The sequence below is a fragment of the Exiguobacterium sp. PFWT01 genome, from assembly GCF_018255795.1.
GTDB lineage: Bacteria > Bacillota > Bacilli > Exiguobacteriales > Exiguobacteriaceae > Exiguobacterium.
The window spans coordinates 1,598,623-1,616,701 of record NZ_CP073755.1 but is presented as its reverse complement, the minus strand read 5'-3'; the positions used below and the strand labels follow the sequence as shown (position 1 = coordinate 1,616,701).

The following is an 18,079-nucleotide window of genomic DNA, read 5'->3' as shown; positions in this document are numbered from 1 at the left end:
ACAGAAAGCACGAGCGTGCCAAAGATGGGATGGATGTTATGGACACGTATGTGATTGTGGATTTAGAGACGACGGGTCATTCCGTAAAGTCCGGAGATGAACTGATTGAGTTTGCGGCGGTCGTCGTACAAGAGGGCGAAGTGATTGAACGCTACAGCACCTTGATTCGACCGAGTCGACCAATCCCACCTTTTATTACGCAATTGACAACGATTAGTGACGAAGATGTAAGTGACGCACCTACATTTGAAGATGTGATTCCCGACATTTGGAAAATGCTAGATGGACGGGTATTTGTCGCGCATAACGTCGCATTTGATTTAACTTTTTTAAACGAGAGTCTTGAACAAGCGGGTTACCTTGCGTTTCAAGGGAGAGCCATTGATACAGTCGAATTGGCCCGTATTCTGTATCCGACTTTAGAGAGTCATGCGTTAGAAGCGCTATCGGATACGTTTGACCTCGTACATACAGACGCACATCGGGCACTCAGTGATGCAGAGGCGACGGCAGAGCTCTTCATTCGGATGCTCGACCGTTTGCGCGGTTTACCGATGGTGACCCTGAAACGACTTCGAGAGTTATCTGAATCATGGACGAGTCATATCGAACCGTTACTCGATGAGATCATCCTTGAGGTCGGGATTCGTCCAGACGACGAAACCCGTTTTGATATCCATCGTAAAATTGCGTTACGACGACCGGTAGATGCTTTTATTCCGGCGACAGAACGTGAACCGTTCGAGCCGTTCCTTTTGCGGACGATTGAAGAGACGCTCCCTTCACTGTTTGATCAGTTTGAACCGAGACAGAGTCAATTCGAAATGATGCGTCACGTCTATAAAGCGCTAGACGATGAGGAAACATTGTTAGTCGAGGCGGGTACGGGAACGGGTAAGACGCTAGCGTACTTGATTCCGAGTGCCCACCATGCCCTCGAGACGAAACGCCCGGTCGTCATTAGTACGCATACCATTCAATTGCAGGAACAGTTGTTAAATCGAGACTTGCCCGTGCTTCGTCAGATTTTTCCTGAGATTGAATTCACGCTGTTGAAAGGAAGACGCAATTATATCGATTTGCGTAAGTTCGAGATGGTGCTCGACGAATCAAATGACGGTCTTTTGGCAGCGATGTGTAAAGCGATGGTCCTCGTCTGGCTCACAGAAACCGAGACCGGGGACTTAGAGGAACTCTCATTCCCGGGTTCTGCGACACAAGGACCTGCTTCGTTCAAGCGCTTGATTCAAGCAGATGCTTCTAGTGACTTTGGTCGATTCGATCCGTGGTATAGCCGTGACTTTTTCACGAAAGCCGTGTTGCGCTCGAAAGAAGCGGACCTGATTGTGACCAATCATGCCTTACTGTTCTCGGATTTACAGCATCAGGCAGGCATTTTACCGACGGACACGCCTCTCGTATTAGATGAGGCCCATCAAGTCGAGGAAGTGGCCTCGCATCATTTCGGTGTGACATTTGATGCGATTCAATTTGACCGCCTCTTCAAATGGTTCGGCTACGGAGCGGATGGCAAATTCCATTCTCGCATCATCCAGTTAGCCGATTTGACATCCGTAACCGAAGAGGCTGAGGCATTCAGTCAACAAATCGATTCTGCCCTCGCTCGGGTCGAAGAAGAACTCGAAGATCTTCTGACTTCCCTTCAATCGTTAGGTAAGAAAAAAGAACCTCTACAAACGGTTCGTTTCGAACGGGAAGGGGCAACGTTTAGACCAATTCGAGAAGTGGCCAATCGACTCGAGGACAAACTGCGGACGTTGCGGACGTCACTCCGACATCTCCATCGCCTGCTCGATGAACGTAAAGAACATATGACGTTCAAACAGCGCGCCCTTCTCGGTGATTTAAAAACGTTGATTGGAGACGTGCGCGAACTCGAGAGTGTCATCTATGAGACGATGCTGACGCGTGACGATGATGCGGTCAGCTGGGTCGAATTGAATTTAGGAAATCGGAAATTAACCTCGGTGTACACGCAACCGGTCGAAATCGGACCGCTGTTGCATGAACGTCTGTTTAAGAAGCGACCGACAATCTTAACATCAGCGACGATGACGGTCTCAGGGAAGTTCAGCTTTATGGAACGACGCCTCGGATTAGAAGGAGAACCGGTCCGAAGAGTCGTCTTACCGTCGCCATTCAACTTCAAAGAACAGGCCAAACTGTTTGTACCGTCGGACTTCCCGTTGATCAATGAAGTGCCGCTCCCTCAGTTCGTCGATCAGACAGCCCAGTCGATTGTCCAAATCGCGAACGTGACGAAAGGAAGGATGCTCGTCTTGTTCACATCGAACGAATTGCTTCGCCTCACTTACGAACAAGTCAAAGACCATCTTGACCCGTCTTATACACTTCTCGCACAAGGTGTGAGCGGTGGCTCACGTAGCCGCTTGACGAAACAGTTCAAACGGATGGAACAGTCGATTCTCTTTGGAACAGCTAGCTTTTGGGAAGGTGTCGATATTCCGGGGGAGGCGTTGACATGCCTTGTCATTGTAAGACTTCCCTTCGCACCGCCCGACCAGCCGATCATGCAAGCTCGTTCTGAGAAAATTGAAGCGATGGGGAAATCACCGTTCTTTGAGTTATCCTTGCCCCAAGCGGTCATTCGCTTCAAACAAGGTGTCGGTCGATTGATTCGATCGAAAGGGGATTATGGTGCTGTCTTTGTGTTCGACCGGCGTGTGGAGACGACGCGTTACGGCAAACAGTTCATCAACAGCTTGCCTAAAGTTGACCGGATTGAAGGAACGCTTGAAACGTCGTTATCCGAGTTAGAGTTGTTCTTAGACGAGAAGGAAAAGTCTGTGGCACGAAATGACAGATAACGCTAGGCATCACGATATTATCGTTTTATAATGATACGTATAGTGTTTTTGGAGGAGGAGTCAATATGAACTCGAATATTGAGACGCTGGCGAGCGTGCGCATCGAACCGACTGCGGACGTTTACAAAATTGTCGACTTATTGAATCGGACCTTAAAGAGTCAGGATTTAATGTTCGGTTTGTCACTTGAGAAGAAAGTGAATGATCCGAAGAAGGAAGAGATGGTCTTCACCATCTATCGTACAGAATGACCAGAAAGGCAAAATGGATCGTCTCATTACTGGCGGCACTGATTGGTGTCGTCCTTGTCTTTAGCGTGATGTATCGATTCACCATCGGTCATACAGAGAATCAAAAAGAAAAGCTCGTCGAAACGGCGATGGCACGATTGGCTGAAGAATCTCCAGACGTGAGAGTAGGTCAGGGAGAACTGTTCAATGGGACAGAGGCGTATGTCGTCTTCCCAGAAGTAGACGGAAAGTCCATTTGGTTTGTCCCATTGGATAAAAAGCTGGAGATCGAGCAACGAGAAATCGGTGAAGTGGACGCTACTGACGTCTGTTCGAAGTCGGTTGAGGAGACAGGCGGACAACTGGTCAGCTGTAAGGTTGGTTTTGACGAACGGGCACTCATCGAAGTGGTCACGAAAGCGGATGCGTCTTATACGTATTCGTACTATACGCTTCAGACCGGAGAATTTATTCGACGGGTCCAATTGACCGATCAAATGTAATGAATTAGAGGGGGATTATGATGGAACATCTATTAGCGAAACGTGTAAAACAACTCACACCATCGACTACCTTAGCGATTACAGCTAAGGCGAAGGCACTGAAAGCTTCAGGCAAAGATGTCATTGGTCTCGGCGCGGGTGAACCTGATTTCAACACACCAGAACGAATCATCGATGCTGCTTGTCAAGCCGCTCGAGATGGAGACACAAAATACACGCCATCTGGCGGGACAGTCGCGTTGAAAGATGCCATCATTGAAAAGACGAAACGCGATAGTGGATTGTCGTTCGAACGCAACGAGGTGATGGTGGCTTCAGGTGCGAAACATGCCCTTTACGCTTTGTTCCAAGCTATTCTAGATGAAGGGGACGAAGTGATTGTCCCAGCCCCATACTGGGTCAGTTACCCGGAACAAATCAAATTGGCGGACGGGGAACCTGTCTTGGTCGACACGAATGAAGAGACATCATTTAAATTGACGCCAACGCAACTCGAGAGTGCGATCACTGCTCGTACGAAGGCAGTCATCTTGAACAGCCCATCCAATCCGACGGGAATGATTTATACGAAAGAAGAGCTACAGGCACTCGCCGATGTCGTTCTTCGCCACAATCTTCTCGTCGTCAGTGATGAGATTTACGAAAAGTTGATTTACGGTGATGCGTCGTTCGTATCGATTGCGACCCTTCCGAATATGCGTGAACGCACCATCATTATCAATGGTGTCTCGAAATCTCACGCGATGACAGGTTGGCGAATCGGATATGCCGTTGGGGACGCAAAAATCATCGGGGCGATGACGAACTTGGCCTCACACTCGACATCCAACCCGACATCTGTTGCACAAGCGGCTGCGGTAGAGGCATACAATGGACCACAAGAAGATGTGGAAATGATGCGTCAATCTTTCGAGGAACGACTTGAAATCGTCTACGACCGTCTCGTCAAAATTCCTGGCATCACGTGTTTGAAGCCGCAAGGTGCATTTTACTTATATGCCAACGCGAAGGTCGCGGCCACAGAGAGTGGCTATGACACTGTCGATGCTTGGTGTGAAGCTGTTCTTGAAGAAGCAAATGTGGCACTCGTGCCTGGTTCTGGCTTCGGACAAGACGATTACGTACGATTATCCTATGCAACTGAATTAAAACGCGTATTAGAAGCGCTCGATCGAGTAGAAGACTTCGTTACGAAGCGTTCTCGATAAGCGAAAGGATGGAAATGAACATGACAACTATTTCGATTAACCAATTTAAAGATTATGAAGGCCAATCGGTCCGTGTAGGGGCGTGGATTGCCAATAAACGTTCAAGTGGTAAGATTGCTTTCCTTCAATTACGTGACGGGAGCGGTTTTGCTCAAGCGGTCGTTGTAAAAGCTGATGTGGCGGAAGAGTTATTTACACTTGCAAAAGGGATTACGCAAGAAACGTCGGTTTGGGTCACAGGGAATGTCAAATCAGATGGTGGACGTACACCACTCGGATTTGAATTGGAAGTGACAGATTTAGAAGTGATTGCGGAATCGGTTGATTATCCAATCACACCGAAAGAACACGGAACGGAATTCTTGATGGACAACCGTCACTTATGGCTCCGTTCACGTCGCCAACACGCGATTATGAAAGTTCGTAACGAGATCATCCGTGCGACATATGAATTCTTCAACAAAGAAGGATTCGTCAAAATCGATCCGCCAATCCTTACGAGCAGTGCACCGGAAGGGACGACAGAATTGTTCGAGACAGACTATTTCGGTCAGTCGGCCTACCTTTCTCAGACGGGTCAATTGTACATGGAAGCCGCGGCGATGGCCCTCGGAAAAGTATTCTCATTCGGTCCGACGTTCCGTGCGGAGAAATCAAAAACACGTCGTCACTTGATTGAGTTCTGGATGATCGAGCCGGAGATGGCATTTGTCGATCATGACATGAACCTCGAGATTCAAGAGCAGTACGTTTCATACATTGCGCAGTCGGCACTTGCGAACTGTAAAAATGAATTGGAACTTCTCGGACGTGATCTTGAGAAATTGGCACAAGTACAAGCGCCGTTCCCACGCGTTCGTTACGAGGATGCCATCAAGTTCTTGAAGGCAGAAGGATTCGACGACATCGAATACGGTGATGATTTCGGTGCACCGCACGAGACGGCGATTGCCAACGCACATGATCAGCCGGTATTCATCACGCACTGGCCAAAAGAAATCAAACCGTTCTATATGAAAGTAGACCCTGAGAATCCAGAACTCGTTCTGTGTGCGGACTTGATTGCTCCAGAAGGATATGGTGAAATCATCGGGGGATCTCAACGTGAGGACGACTACGATCGTCTAAAAGAAGAAATCATCAAAGAAGGTCTCGACGAAACGGATGCGTATGATTGGTACCTTGAACTTCGTCAATACGGTTCGGTCCCACACTCTGGATTCGGACTTGGCCTCGAGCGTACAGTCGCATGGATCAGTGGAATCGAACATATCCGTGAAGCGATTCCGTTCCCACGTTTATTAAACCGAATTCACCCTTAACGATTAATCGGGGAAGACGTCATGTCCTCCCCGATTGATGTGTCTTAGAAAGGAAGTGCGACATGGATGCACATCAATTGATTCAATTATTCGAACAAAGTCCGGTCGTCATTCCACGAAAGCTGTTCACCGATGCGAGACGCCTCGACTTGTCACCCGTCGAGTTCAGTCTGATTGTCCATCTTCTTGAAATGACTGGGGAAGGCATCGTCATGCCGCTCCCGAGCGAGTTAGGGAAACGCTTGAATGTTTCGGAGAATGAGGCGCGATCAGTACTCCTCGGTCTATTGCAAAAAGAGTTGATCGCCATTGACGCTTCAAGTGATGGTGAGCGATATAGCCTATTGCCACTTTTCGAAGCGTTACAAGGGGAAGAGAAAGTTGCGCCCCAGCAGACACTGAATGAGAATATCATTCATACGTTTGAGCGGGAATTCGGAACGATCACCCCGTTCGAGATTGAACAAATCGTCGGCTGGATGACGGAAGATGGCTTTAGCGAGGAACTCATCATGGCCGCGCTTCGGGAAGCGAAACTACGAAACGTGCGAAACTTCAAATACATGGACAAAATCCTGCGTGTTTGGCAAGATCATCATGTCGAATCGCTCGAGGATGTCGTGGAATATCAACGGAGGAATAAGTGATGTTGACGCGAGCACAATTACAGGAAGTGTCAGATACGATGAAGCAGATGTTCCCGGATGCTCATTGCGAGTTGACGCATCAAAATCCATTCGAATTGGTGGTCGCCGTCGCGCTCTCCGCACAAGCGACGGATGCACTCGTCAACAAGGTGACACCGGGTTTGTTTGAAGCGTTTCCGACTGTCGAGGCGATGGCGGCGGCTGACGTGTCTGAGATTGAGGCATTGATTAAACGGATTGGTCTGTACCGTAACAAAGCGAAGAATGTAAAAGCACTCTCAGAAAAAATTGTGAACGAGCATGGGGGCATTGTCCCTTCTGACCGAGCATCGTTGGAGGCGCTCCCTGGAGTCGGTCGTAAGACAGCCAATGTCGTTCTCTCTGTTGCATTCCATGAACCGGCGTTTGCGGTTGACACGCATGTGGAACGAGTATCCAAACGTCTCGGTATTTGTCGCTGGAAAGACAATGTCCGCCAAGTCGAGGACACATTAATGAAAAAGTTTCCGCGCGAGGAATGGTCACAACTTCATCATCAATTCATTTTCTTCGGACGATATCATTGTAAGGCACAACGTCCGGGCTGTGAGGCATGCCCACTGTTGCATATGTGCCGAGAAGGAAAGAAACGAATGAAGTCACAGGAAGTCACCACATAAAAACGCATCGACACGAAAAGTGTCGATGCGTCAGACTGTAGACAAAGTATAGGTCTAATGTCTTTTATATGCCCAACCCGGACACGGCTCGCTTTCCTAGGGGCAAGCAGGGAGCCGCATCGCGACTGCGTCACTGCTGGGTCTCCCTTTGCTTGCTATTCCCCCAGGAGTCTCGCCTGCCCGTTCTTGGTCACCTTTTGTCCTTCATCCCATATAATGTTGTGAGAAGAACACACAGGGGCGGATCTGATGATCAACAAGTCGACACAATCCATCCTTCACGGTCTGACGAACGGAACGGATGGTGAACGGCGGGCCGAGGCGGATGATCTCGGGATTGATGACGGGCGGGCTCGGCGTTTACCTTCCCTTTCCCCTAAAACATCGATTCGAAGTAAGTATCGAGCTTTTTCTTCGGCCGTCGTGGCCTTAGAAAAAGACAAACGGCCGCCAGATGACGACCGTTTGCGTTGCTCGCCCGACGGCGCCCCGACTCCCTCAGGAAAGCAATCCGACGGAGACCCAGCAGCGACCTAGGTCGCGATGCGGCTCCGGGATTGCCTGAGGAAAGCGTGGGCGCCGGACAGGCGAGCGATAAGATTCATGTTAGTCAACAAGCTGACGCATCGACACGAAAGGTGTCGATGCGTTTTTGCTTAATGATTCCAAGGATGGTCGCTCCATTCGCGACGTTTTTTCGTGATTGGCACTTTTTTGAAGCCCCAGTTTCGGAAATCTTGGTCCGGACTTTCTTTACGGATGTAAATTTTGTCCTTAATGGCCTTAAAGATTCGGTTCTCGTCCCCATAATGGACGAACCGTGGTTTCACTTCAATCACGCCGCGACGAACGCGAGAAAGTGGCAGACAGACGAGGTCCGCGATTTCTAACCCAGATTGATACATCGTGTTCTGCTTCTCAGAGAAGATGAAGCCTTTGATTTTTTGACGGCTCTTTTCAACGTCTAAATGAACGGTACCTGAATTGAAAATATCGAAGAATGCTTTTTGAATCAGTAAGTTCTGATAATCGTCTCGGGATTCCAGGACGACCCGGGCACTCACTGCCTCTGTTTCTTCTAAAAACGCATAGAATGACTTCATCAAGTGAGCGAACGCAACGACATACGGATCTTTGGGCGTCGAATAAAAGTCATGAAGCTTCTGTTTATCGACCTCGACACTGACGATCGTACAGTCGATTCCTCGCAAAAATTCAGGGAGCTTATCCCAAAAGTCGCGCAACATATCAATCGTAATTCCATCTTCTTTTCCGTAAGGATGTTCCGCTTTTAAAATTTCTTTTAAATGAAGTGGGATATGCTCGGTTTTGAACACATCACGTTTGAACGCCTGAAGACGTCGTTTCAATTCACACGGTAGTCCAGTTTCGTCTGCATCGATTGAATACTTATATTCCATCAGCACGCCCGTCAAGTTAAATTGCGTGTTCCCCTTCGGCGTACCTGTCTCGTCGACGAACATGACATACTTCTTTCCACTTTCCATCCAATCCCTCCAAAACGGCTTAACAGTAACGTCTTTAAGCAACCTATTTTATTTCCAAATGGTGATTTGGTCAATCTATTGCACAGGTATTGCACATTTTTTTCGAGAATGACATCAATTAGGTTTATCGGTGTGTCATCTTGGATAAACACTAAGGGTGCTATTATCATAGAAAAACAATCGGGATATACATAACGAGAGCTTTTCAATTTGGATACACAATCGCTTACATACTAGTTTAACATACGGGAGTTTGGTACGATATGTGTTGCGGTAAATCCACACAAGTGTCGACCGACAGAAGTCGACAATCAGACCTGAGACGGAAGGAACGAGTGGACCGACCTGTTAATATGTATGTATGGGGTGACGACATTGTTCCATTATCCAAACGGTAAAAAGGCAAACGTGACAAAGGCAACAAAGGGGGAAGGAATTTCGAAGCAATCATCGAATTCTCAAACCTATGCGAATCGCGGAATGAACTTGGAGACGCTGTTAAATGAAACGAATGAGTTTTATCGGATTCATCAACGAGCCGTCATCCACAAAAAACCAACCCCTCTCCAAATCGTCAAAGTCGACTACCCGAAGCGAAGTGCCGCCAAAGTAACGGAAGCCTATTTCAAACAGGCATCTACGACCGATTACAACGGTGTTTATCGTGGTAGGTACATTGACTTTGAAGCGAAAGAAACGAATAATAAGACATCGTTTCCGCTCGGCAATTTTCATGACCACCAAATCGCCCACATGCGTGAGTGTGAACGTCATGGAGGGATTTGTTTTGTCATCATTCGCTTTAGTCGCTATAATACGCAATATGTATTGACCACCGAGCAACTTGTTCAGTGGTGGGAACAACGATTAACGGGGCGAAAATCGATTCCGTTCAGCTTTATCGAAAAGGAAGCGATTGAAGTTCCGACGAGAGCCTTACCGTCGATTGATTATTTGACGGTGCTCGATCAATGGCTCGATTGAATAGAAGGAGTGAACCATGAATGGAGCGAAGTAGGGTCGCACGTCGACAAGATTCGACGACGAATAAACGCAAAAAAATTGGGAAACAACCAAAGACGAAAAGTAAGAAACCGATGTGGAAACGCATCTTTTTATTAGGCTTCATGTTATTTATTGCCGCGGTAATCGCATTCGGCGCCTATACGGTATACGCCATTGCGACAGCACCAGAACTAGATGAAGACAAACTTGTCGATACGTATCCGATTCAGTTGCTTTCGGCTGAAGGAGAACCGCTCGAAGGGGCGGGTCAGATTCGAGAGTATGTCTCCATCGACGACATCTCTGAAGTGATGCAACAAGCGGTCGTGTCAATCGAAGACCGTCGTTTCTATGAGCATAACGGGATTGACTTACGTCGAATCGGCGGAGCCGTCGTTGCCAACTTGACAGACGGTTTCGGTGCAGAAGGTGGATCGACCATCACACAACAATTGGTCAAGCAGTCGTTCCTTTCGACAGATAAGAAGTTAAAACGTAAGCTTCAAGAACAATGGCTCGCACTCAAACTCGAGCGTGAGTATACGAAAGAACAGATTTTAGAGATGTACTTGAACAAAAACTATTATGGTAGTGGTGGATACGGTGTGCAAACCGCATCGAAACGTTACTTCAATAAGCCGGTCTCTGAGGTCAATTATCAAGAGGCCGCGATTCTCGCAGGTCTCCCGCAACGTCCAAGTGCCTACGATCCAATCAATGGTGATCAGGAGTTGACCCGCTACCGTCAAGAGCAAGTCTTGTCTGCGATGAAACGTGACGGACATATTTCTGAGGAGCAGTACAATGAGGCACTTGATGTCGCCATTGCTGACGTCATCTCTCCAGGTGAAGAGACGGAAGAAGAAGCGTTCACACGTGCGATTTACTCTCGTGTATTGAATGAGTTAGAAGAGGACTATGGTCTTGAACAGTCAGATATTTACGGGACTGGTTTGAAAGTTTATACGTCAATCAACAAAGAGTTACACACAAAAATCAACAGTGATATTAAATCGAATAATGTTAATTTACAAACAAGTAGTTTCCCTGAAGATTTACGAATGGGTGCAACCGTCTTGAATACAAAGACCGGTGAAATTGTCGCTATCGTAGACAGTCAACAGGCGAAGCAAGGTGATACCACATATCGTGACTACTCAAATGAGAAGTATCAAATCGGATCGACAGCTAAACCATTTTTCGATTATGGTCCTGGAATTGAAAATGGGCAGTGGTCGACAGGTAAAGTGTTGCTTGACGCTAAATTAGATGGCACATATAGTCCGAATAACTATTATTCAGGTTTCCGTGGACCAAATACGATGCGCCAATACTTGAAAATTTCAGCGAACACGCCAGCAGTTCGTGCTTTCCAAGAAGTGCGGGATGAGTATGGACAAGAAGCAATCGAATCGTTCGTTAAAAATGTAGGAATCGAACCTTCATATTCTGGCGATGAACTCAACGAATCTAATGCTTTAGGTACGGCAGAAGCGAGCACGACACAGATGGCCGCAGCTTATGCAACACTTGGTGCGAATGGGATGTATACAAAACCGCACTTGATTCAAAAAATTGAATTCAATGATGGTTCAAGTATTAATTCACCGATTAAAGCCAAGCAAGCAATGGAAGATTATACAGCGTATATGTTGACAGACATGCTTCGTGATGTTGTGAGTGCTGAAGGTGGAACTTATGTACCTGGCGCGTTCCCATGGGACGTAGCAGGTAAAACGGGTACGACGAACGAGCCTAACTCTACAAATCCGAAAGATAAATGGTTTACTGGTTATTCTACGGATTACTCGATCTCAGTATGGACAGGAAAAACGAAAGATTCGACAGTCGCTTCGTTCGATCCTGACTATGCCCAATACTATTTCGAATATATGATGCAACAAGTGACGAATGCGACGGGACAACCGGATCGATTCCAGCGTCCAGACTCAGTCTTGTCACTTGGCAATGAGCTTTATGTAAAAGGAACAAAACCAAAAGATCTTCAACCTGAGAAGTTGGTTGCTCCGACTGGGGCAAGTGTTAACTACGATGAAGAAGGTCAAACCGGTTCTGTCTCATGGTCATACGATTTCGATGGTGCACAAGCCGATGGTTATACGGATATCACGTTCACGGTGACACAAAAGTCAGCCGATGGAAGTGAGCAAGTCGTCGGAACGACCGGGGAGACGAGTGTGAATATTGCAAACTTGGCCGAAGGAGACACAACGTTTACCATTGTCGCGAATGCAACGAACCCGTTGACGGGTGAGCAGCAATCGGCACCGGCGCAAGCGAGCTACTCAATCGAACCGAAAGAAGAGCCAAAGGAAGAAGAGGAAAACCCTTCTGACGAGGGGAATTCCGAAGATGAACCATCAGACGAAAATAACGGGAACGGGAACGAAAACGGAAATGGAAACGGAAACGGAAACGGAAACGGCGAAGATACCACCGACGAACAAACTCCTGATGAACCGGCGACGGATGAAGGTTCTGGCGAAGGAACAGACGAACCAACTGACGGAGATGATTCAGGAACTCCGTTAGAGGGACAATCCAATGGTGAATCATCTGACACGAATCGTGGAAACAGCAATTCAAACAATGGGAATAACTAAGGAGAGCAGGGCGACATTGTTCGCCCTGTTTTTCGTTTGACTTTGTTATAATGAAAAGAAAGGGAACAGGATGGTGACACATGGTTCAACTCTCTTTAAAACGCAAGATGAAAGTATTACTTGTCATAGATCGACTGCAAGACGATGATTTCGGCGTGCCTCTCGGTGGACATCTCGGGTTAAAGCTTTCACATGTGCTCTTAAAAGAGTCCATACCGTTTGGGCGTCTCATCCAGGACCAAACCGTCGCCGAAGCGATCGGACATGCTTACTTGAAACGAATCGGAGTCGAGACCATGTTCACGGGCGAAGAATCCTATTATCCAGAACTTCTTCGCGGCAACCGTCAACTCATCTCAACAAACGAAGATTATTATAAAACGGTGCAACGCTACGTCAAACATCTTTTAGCGGTTCATTCGAAATGTACGAAACTACATACCATCGTCTTGTTCGGACGGTCGACGCAACGTCTGTTTTCAGATGCGCTCCTCCGCCTCGAAGAAGAGAATGAGCATGTCGCTGCTACATTTAAAGACATGGCCATCTTTCAGATGCCCGCTGTATCGAGAGTGGTACGAGATGAACGGATTCATCAAATCCGACAAGTTGTAGCGGACCTTGCACCTTCGAATGCGTAATGAAAGAAGGTGACTAGATGCGAAAATCTCGCTCTGTCGAAGAAATCATAAAAGAATTAAGAGATGATCCTGGTTTTTCAAACCACGTACGTCATTGGCACACGGTCGATGCACGTCCAGCCCAATATGCCCCAATTCCAAAGCAGGTGCCTGAACAATTGGTGAATGTACTTAAGAATCGTGGAATTGAACAGCTGTATACGCATCAAGCCGAGGCTGTGAAACAAACGGCGGCTGGTCATTCGACGGTCATCGTAACACCTACGGCATCTGGAAAAACACTGTGTTATAACTTACCCGTTCTATCCAAGATGATTGAAAAACCTACAGCACGTGCGCTTTATCTTTACCCGACAAAAGCACTCGCGCAAGATCAAAACAGTGACTTGATGGAGATGGTCGAAGCCCTTGAAGGGAATTTGCGGTGCTTCACCTATGATGGCGACACATCACCTGCGGCACGAACGAAAGTTCGTGATGCGGGGAATATCGTTATCACGAATCCGGATATGTTACATTCCGGCATCTTACCTCATCATACGAAATGGATTCGTCTATTTGAGAACTTAGAATATATCGTCGTCGACGAACTCCATACGTATCGCGGCGTGTTTGGCAGTCACGTTGCGAACGTGTTTCGACGTTTAAAACGAATCTGCGCCTACTATGGTAGTCACCCGAAATGGATCATGACATCGGCGACCATCGCGAATCCGCTTGAACTTGCCGAGCTATTGACGGAAGAAGAAGTCGTTTTAATCGATCGAAACGGGGCACCACAAGGGAAGAAACATCTTGTGTTCTACAACCCGCCTGTCGTCAATGAAGCACTCGGAATTCGTCGTAGCGCAACGCTCGAGACGAAACGAATCGCCTCGAGGCTCGTGGAAGCGAACATACAAACGATTGTATTTGCGCGGTCGCGCGTACGTGTCGAGGTGCTATTGACTTATTTGCAGGAACTAACACGGCGGGAGCTTGGACCAAAGTCCATTGTCGGTTACCGTGGCGGCTATCTTCCATCTGAACGCCGAGAAATCGAACGACGGTTGCGAAACGGGGAAATCAAAGCGGTCGTTTCGACAAACGCGTTAGAGCTCGGTGTCGATATCGGTCAACTTCAAGCATGCGTCTTAAATGGATATCCAGGGACAGTCGCTTCGTTATGGCAACAGGCTGGGCGCGCCGGTCGTCGGCATTCAGAGTCACTCGTTGTATTTGTCGCATCCTCGTCATCACTCGACCAACTCGTCGTCGAACAGCCGGACATGATTTTAAATCGCTCACCGGAAGCGGCACGTCTTGACCCGAATAACTTGATTATTCTAGTAGACCACATCAAATGTGCCGCTTTTGAGTTGCCGTTTCAAAAGGGAGAGCGGTTCGGAACAGTCGACACAGAAGATATATTAGAGTTTTTGACGGATGCTCACGTCTTACACGAACGGGCCGATAGGTACTATTGGATGACGGATTCGTTCCCGGCCCATGACATCTCGCTTCGGACGAGTGATCAAGAGAATGTCGTCATCGTCGATCAGACGGCAAAGCATCAAGTTATCGGTGAAATGGACACGTTCAGTGCCATGACGTTGTTACATGATGAAGCGATATATTTGCATGGAGCCGAGCAATATCAGGTCGAAAAACTCGATTTTGAGGAGAAGAAAGCATATGTCCGCCGGGTTGACGTTGACTACTATACGGATGCGAACTTAGCAGTTGAACTGAAAGTACTCGAAGAGAACAAGTCAGACGGAGCGAAGACGTTTGGTGAGGTATCAGTCATCGCGATGGCCACCTTGTTTAAGAAAATAAAATTCGGGACGCATGAGAACATAGGGTCGGGTCCGATTCATCTACCGGAGCGAGAGTTGCATACGACAGCTACATGGTTCACGTTGGATGAGCGATTCGCCTATTCGGAGGCGGACCTCGAAGATCAACTTGAAGCGGTCAGTGATTTGATGAGACGGCTTGCACCACTCTATCTCATGTGTGACACGCTCGATTTATTCACAACGATTCAGATGAAGTCGACACATACGAGTAAGCCGACCGTCTATCTGTATGACCGCTATCCTGGAGGAATCGGGCTCAGCGAGGCGCTCTTTAAAGATGCAGACATGGTGCTTGAAGCGGCAGAACGGACGGTATCCGACTGTCCGTGTGAGAGCGGATGTCCCCGTTGTGTCGGCATGGTTGGATACGGTGACTTCAAGCAGCAAGTCATTCGCCAGTTGCAAGGATTGAAAGGAACGATATGAAAGCTAAACTATCTAGATTAATCAAAACGAACGAACCTGCCCCAAAAGCTAGTGTTGCGACCTCTGATGAAGTAGAACAGCAAAAGTGGAAGGATCATGGGGGCGAGATTTTAACGTTTGAGGGGGAATGGTGCGTCCGGATCCGGAAGACATATCCCCTTGACGAGGTGTATCACGACTTCAAGTTTGGAGAAGCAGGACAGATGATGGCTCGAACCGAGCATCCGTTTTTCGCCGTCGACTTAGACCCCGACCAAGTCCTGTTCATGGATACGGAGACGACCGGTTTACGTGGGTCTGGAACGTCGATTTTTTTAATCGGGTTTGCACGGATTCGTGCGGAACAACTTGAAATGATTCAATACGTGCTACCTCATCCGGCGTTTGAAACCGCCTTTTACTATCATTTCTTGCAAGACATCGGAGATGAGGTACGATTCGTCACCTATAACGGGAAGTCATTTGATTGGCCTCAAATCAAGACGAGACACACGTTCGTCAAATCACGGGTGAAACAATTACCTTCAGTGGGTCATGTCGATTTACTTCACGCTGCAAGACGATTATTAAAACCGAGGCTAGAATCAGTATCATTAAAAGCGGTCGAAGCATACTTTGGTCATGAACGAACGGATGACCTTCCTGGATTCTTGGCACCGATGCACTATTTTCAATACGTCAAAGAGCGGAATCCAGAAATATTGCTGCCGGTCCTTGAGCACCATCACGCGGACTGTTTAAGCCTCGTCTCCTTGTATACGCGTCTCAGTCAACTCGTCACGACCCCGGTAACTGATTTCGGAGAAGAACGTGCCCACTGGCTACATGACCTTGGCGAACAAGATCAAGCGCTGAGAGAGTTTGAGCAACTCCCGAGTCCATCGAAGCGTGCCATCATGCGGCAAGCGATGTTATTAAAACGGGTTGGACGATTTGAGGAGGCCATTCCGCTATTTGAGTCGCTTCATACGATTGAAGGGTACGTCGAACTCGCCAAATATGCAGAGCATAAACAAAAGGACGTGGCTTTAGCGATTGATTACACGGAGCGAGCGTTAGAGATTCTTGATCAAAAGCGGACGGTGTTACGTCAAACGATGCAACGCGAGAAAGATGCGTTAGAACATCGCCGTGCTCGCCTAGAAAGGAAGCGAACATGAAAGTAGTAGCCGTCACAGGATATCGTCCTCATGAACTCGGCATCTTCAAAGCGGATCATCCGGGTATTGAAATCATTCAAGAAGCTTACCGGAAAAAGATACTTGAAGTCATCGAATTAGGTGCAGAATGGTTCATATTTAGTGGAACGAATGGTTGTGAATTGTGGGCCGGACAAGTATTGTTAGAGTTAAGAGAAACATATCCGATTAAAATCGCCGTATTTCCGCCGTTCTTAAACATGGATGAGCGCTATAAACCATTCGAACAAGAACTATTTGTGCAACTGCAACTCGAGGCAGACCTTTTTGAGCCGCTGACACAGCGTCCATACGAAGACCCGAGTCAGCTACGGGCAAAAACAGCATTCTTTTTAGATAAAGCAGAAGGATTGATCACCTTGTATGACGAAGAAACGGAAGGAAGTCCCCGGTTTCTAGTCGATGGGGCTCGGCGAAAGCCGAACATGGAAGTTTTCTTGATCACACAAGAAGACTTACGAGTCATTGAAGAAGAAAAACAATGGGAACAACAATGGGAGTGATATGATGCAAACGGAATTAACAGCTGAAGCGATTTATAAACAAGAATTCAAGACCGCGTTACGTGGTTATTCACAAGAAGAAGTCGATCAATTTTTAGATGTCGTCATTCGAGATTATGAAAAAATGGCGAAAGAAATCGAGCGTCTTCAAAAAGAAAACGACTCGTTGCGACGGGAACCTGCGCCTGTATCGGAACCGGCTAAACCAGCACAGCCGGTTGCCTCAAATTATGACATGTTACGCCGAATTTCAAATCTCGAAAAAGCGGTCTTTGGAAAGCAAGTCGGTCCAAGCGAATAACGAATAGGGGGTGGAGTCCATGTTGCAAGTGTTAACGGCCACGGAGAAACAACCAGTCAAACAACAGACAAAAAAGCTGTTTCGTGTGAAAGAAGAAGTGATGAAAGCACCAACCTGCTATACAGATCGTCTCGTCGAAAACATCAGACAAACATGCCGATTTGATTGGATGATGATTGAACAAGTCAAATTAGGGGATGATCTCGTTCATTACGTGCTCGTCGGACCTAAAGGCGTATTCTTGATTCAATTAAATCGAACTCCAGCCCCCGTCCATATGACGAACCGGGAATGTCGAACCGAGACCTCGATGGGGTGGAAACAGGTTTATCCTCACCCTGTCACGGAATTAGAACGGATGACCAAACAAGTGCGGTCACGATTAAAAAAAGAGTGTAATCAAGCAATTCCCGTCTATTCGTTTTTAATCTTCCCGGAAACGGAACGATTGAAGTTAGAACGAATTAAGGCGAATTGTGGAGATTCATTCGCTCTGGTGGATCAGGTGATCAGTAAAACGAACCTTGAGACGTTGACAGAGCCGCTCGTCAAACAAATCGCCTATTATTGTTCTGAGCGACAAGTACATAAATAAGATGAAGGCCGAATGATT

The 18,079-nt window shown here is 47.4% G+C and carries 17 protein-coding genes; 16 read left to right on the top strand and 1 reads right to left on the bottom strand.

Features of this window, described 5'->3' with window-relative positions; all coding sequences use genetic code 11:
* Window positions 1-38 precede the first annotated feature (38 nt).
* From dinG to KD909_RS08345, 8 genes are all read left to right on the top strand, one after another.
* Window positions 39-2,849, top strand: a complete 2,811-nt coding sequence (gene dinG, locus KD909_RS08380) for an ATP-dependent DNA helicase DinG (RefSeq protein ID WP_211781323.1) — start codon at window positions 39-41, stop codon at window positions 2,847-2,849.
* A 65-nt stretch (window positions 2,850-2,914) separates the two neighbouring features.
* Entirely contained in the window at window positions 2,915-3,100 is a 186-nt protein-coding gene (locus KD909_RS08375; protein ID WP_015881492.1) for a YpmA family protein, read from the top strand.
* Complete coding sequence (locus tag KD909_RS08370) at window positions 3,097-3,582, top strand: hypothetical protein (protein ID WP_211781322.1); 486 nt, start codon at window positions 3,097-3,099, stop codon at window positions 3,580-3,582. Before KD909_RS08375 ends, KD909_RS08370 begins: the two co-directional genes overlap by 4 nt.
* A 20-nt stretch (window positions 3,583-3,602) precedes the next feature.
* A complete protein-coding gene (locus KD909_RS08365) occupies window positions 3,603-4,790 on the top strand; it encodes a pyridoxal phosphate-dependent aminotransferase (RefSeq protein ID WP_211781321.1) in 1,188 nt (395 codons plus the stop codon).
* A gap of 20 nt (window positions 4,791-4,810) precedes the next feature.
* Entirely contained in the window at window positions 4,811-6,112 is a 1,302-nt protein-coding gene (asnS, locus tag KD909_RS08360; RefSeq protein ID WP_031423961.1) for an asparagine--tRNA ligase, read from the top strand.
* Between the two features lie 62 nt (window positions 6,113-6,174).
* A complete protein-coding gene (locus KD909_RS08355; RefSeq protein WP_015881496.1) occupies window positions 6,175-6,759 on the top strand; it encodes a DnaD domain-containing protein in 585 nt (194 codons plus the stop codon).
* Entirely contained in the window at window positions 6,759-7,418 is a 660-nt protein-coding gene (gene nth / locus KD909_RS08350) for an endonuclease III (protein ID WP_211781320.1), read from the top strand. The genes KD909_RS08355 and nth overlap by 1 nt, the downstream gene beginning before the upstream one ends.
* Before the next feature lie 249 nt (window positions 7,419-7,667).
* Window positions 7,668-7,955, top strand: coding sequence for a hypothetical protein (locus tag KD909_RS08345; RefSeq protein ID WP_211781319.1), 288 nt, complete (start codon window positions 7,668-7,670; stop codon window positions 7,953-7,955).
* Between the two features lie 119 nt (window positions 7,956-8,074).
* On the opposite strand, the gene KD909_RS08340 is transcribed toward KD909_RS08345, so the two are convergent.
* The gene (locus KD909_RS08340) at window positions 8,075-8,926 is read right to left on the bottom strand and encodes a DUF3800 domain-containing protein (protein ID WP_035387865.1); all 852 of its coding nucleotides are present in this window, start codon (window positions 8,924-8,926) and stop codon (window positions 8,075-8,077) included.
* Window positions 8,927-9,283: 357 nt separating this feature from the next.
* Here KD909_RS08340 and recU point away from each other — a divergent pair, with 357 nt between their 5' ends.
* The 8 genes from recU to KD909_RS08300 all read left to right on the top strand — a co-directional run bounded on the left by recU (window position 9,284) and on the right by KD909_RS08300 (window position 18,061).
* Window positions 9,284-9,910, top strand: coding sequence for a Holliday junction resolvase RecU (recU, locus tag KD909_RS08335; RefSeq protein WP_211781318.1), 627 nt, complete (start codon window positions 9,284-9,286; stop codon window positions 9,908-9,910).
* A 20-nt stretch (window positions 9,911-9,930) separates the two neighbouring features.
* Window positions 9,931-12,555, top strand: a complete 2,625-nt coding sequence (locus KD909_RS08330; protein WP_211781317.1) for a transglycosylase domain-containing protein — start codon at window positions 9,931-9,933, stop codon at window positions 12,553-12,555.
* An 80-nt stretch (window positions 12,556-12,635) separates the two neighbouring features.
* Window positions 12,636-13,196, top strand: coding sequence for a hypothetical protein (locus KD909_RS08325; RefSeq protein WP_211781316.1), 561 nt, complete (start codon window positions 12,636-12,638; stop codon window positions 13,194-13,196).
* 17 nt (window positions 13,197-13,213) lie between these two features.
* Window positions 13,214-15,463, top strand: coding sequence for a DEAD/DEAH box helicase (locus KD909_RS08320; RefSeq protein ID WP_211781315.1), 2,250 nt, complete (start codon window positions 13,214-13,216; stop codon window positions 15,461-15,463).
* Window positions 15,460-16,623, top strand: coding sequence for a ribonuclease H-like domain-containing protein (locus KD909_RS08315; protein WP_211781314.1), 1,164 nt, complete (start codon window positions 15,460-15,462; stop codon window positions 16,621-16,623). The genes KD909_RS08320 and KD909_RS08315 overlap by 4 nt, the downstream gene beginning before the upstream one ends.
* A complete protein-coding gene (locus KD909_RS08310) occupies window positions 16,620-17,165 on the top strand; it encodes an SLOG family protein (protein WP_211781313.1) in 546 nt (181 codons plus the stop codon). The genes KD909_RS08315 and KD909_RS08310 overlap by 4 nt, the downstream gene beginning before the upstream one ends.
* A 4-nt stretch (window positions 17,166-17,169) precedes the next feature.
* Complete coding sequence (gene gpsB / locus KD909_RS08305) at window positions 17,170-17,466, top strand: cell division regulator GpsB (RefSeq protein ID WP_012726115.1); 297 nt, start codon at window positions 17,170-17,172, stop codon at window positions 17,464-17,466.
* Window positions 17,467-17,485: 19 nt separating this feature from the next.
* On the top strand, window positions 17,486-18,061 hold the full coding sequence (locus KD909_RS08300; protein WP_159562155.1) for an NERD domain-containing protein: 576 nt from the start codon (window positions 17,486-17,488) through the stop codon (window positions 18,059-18,061).
* The last annotated feature ends 18 nt before the right edge of the window (window positions 18,062-18,079 follow it).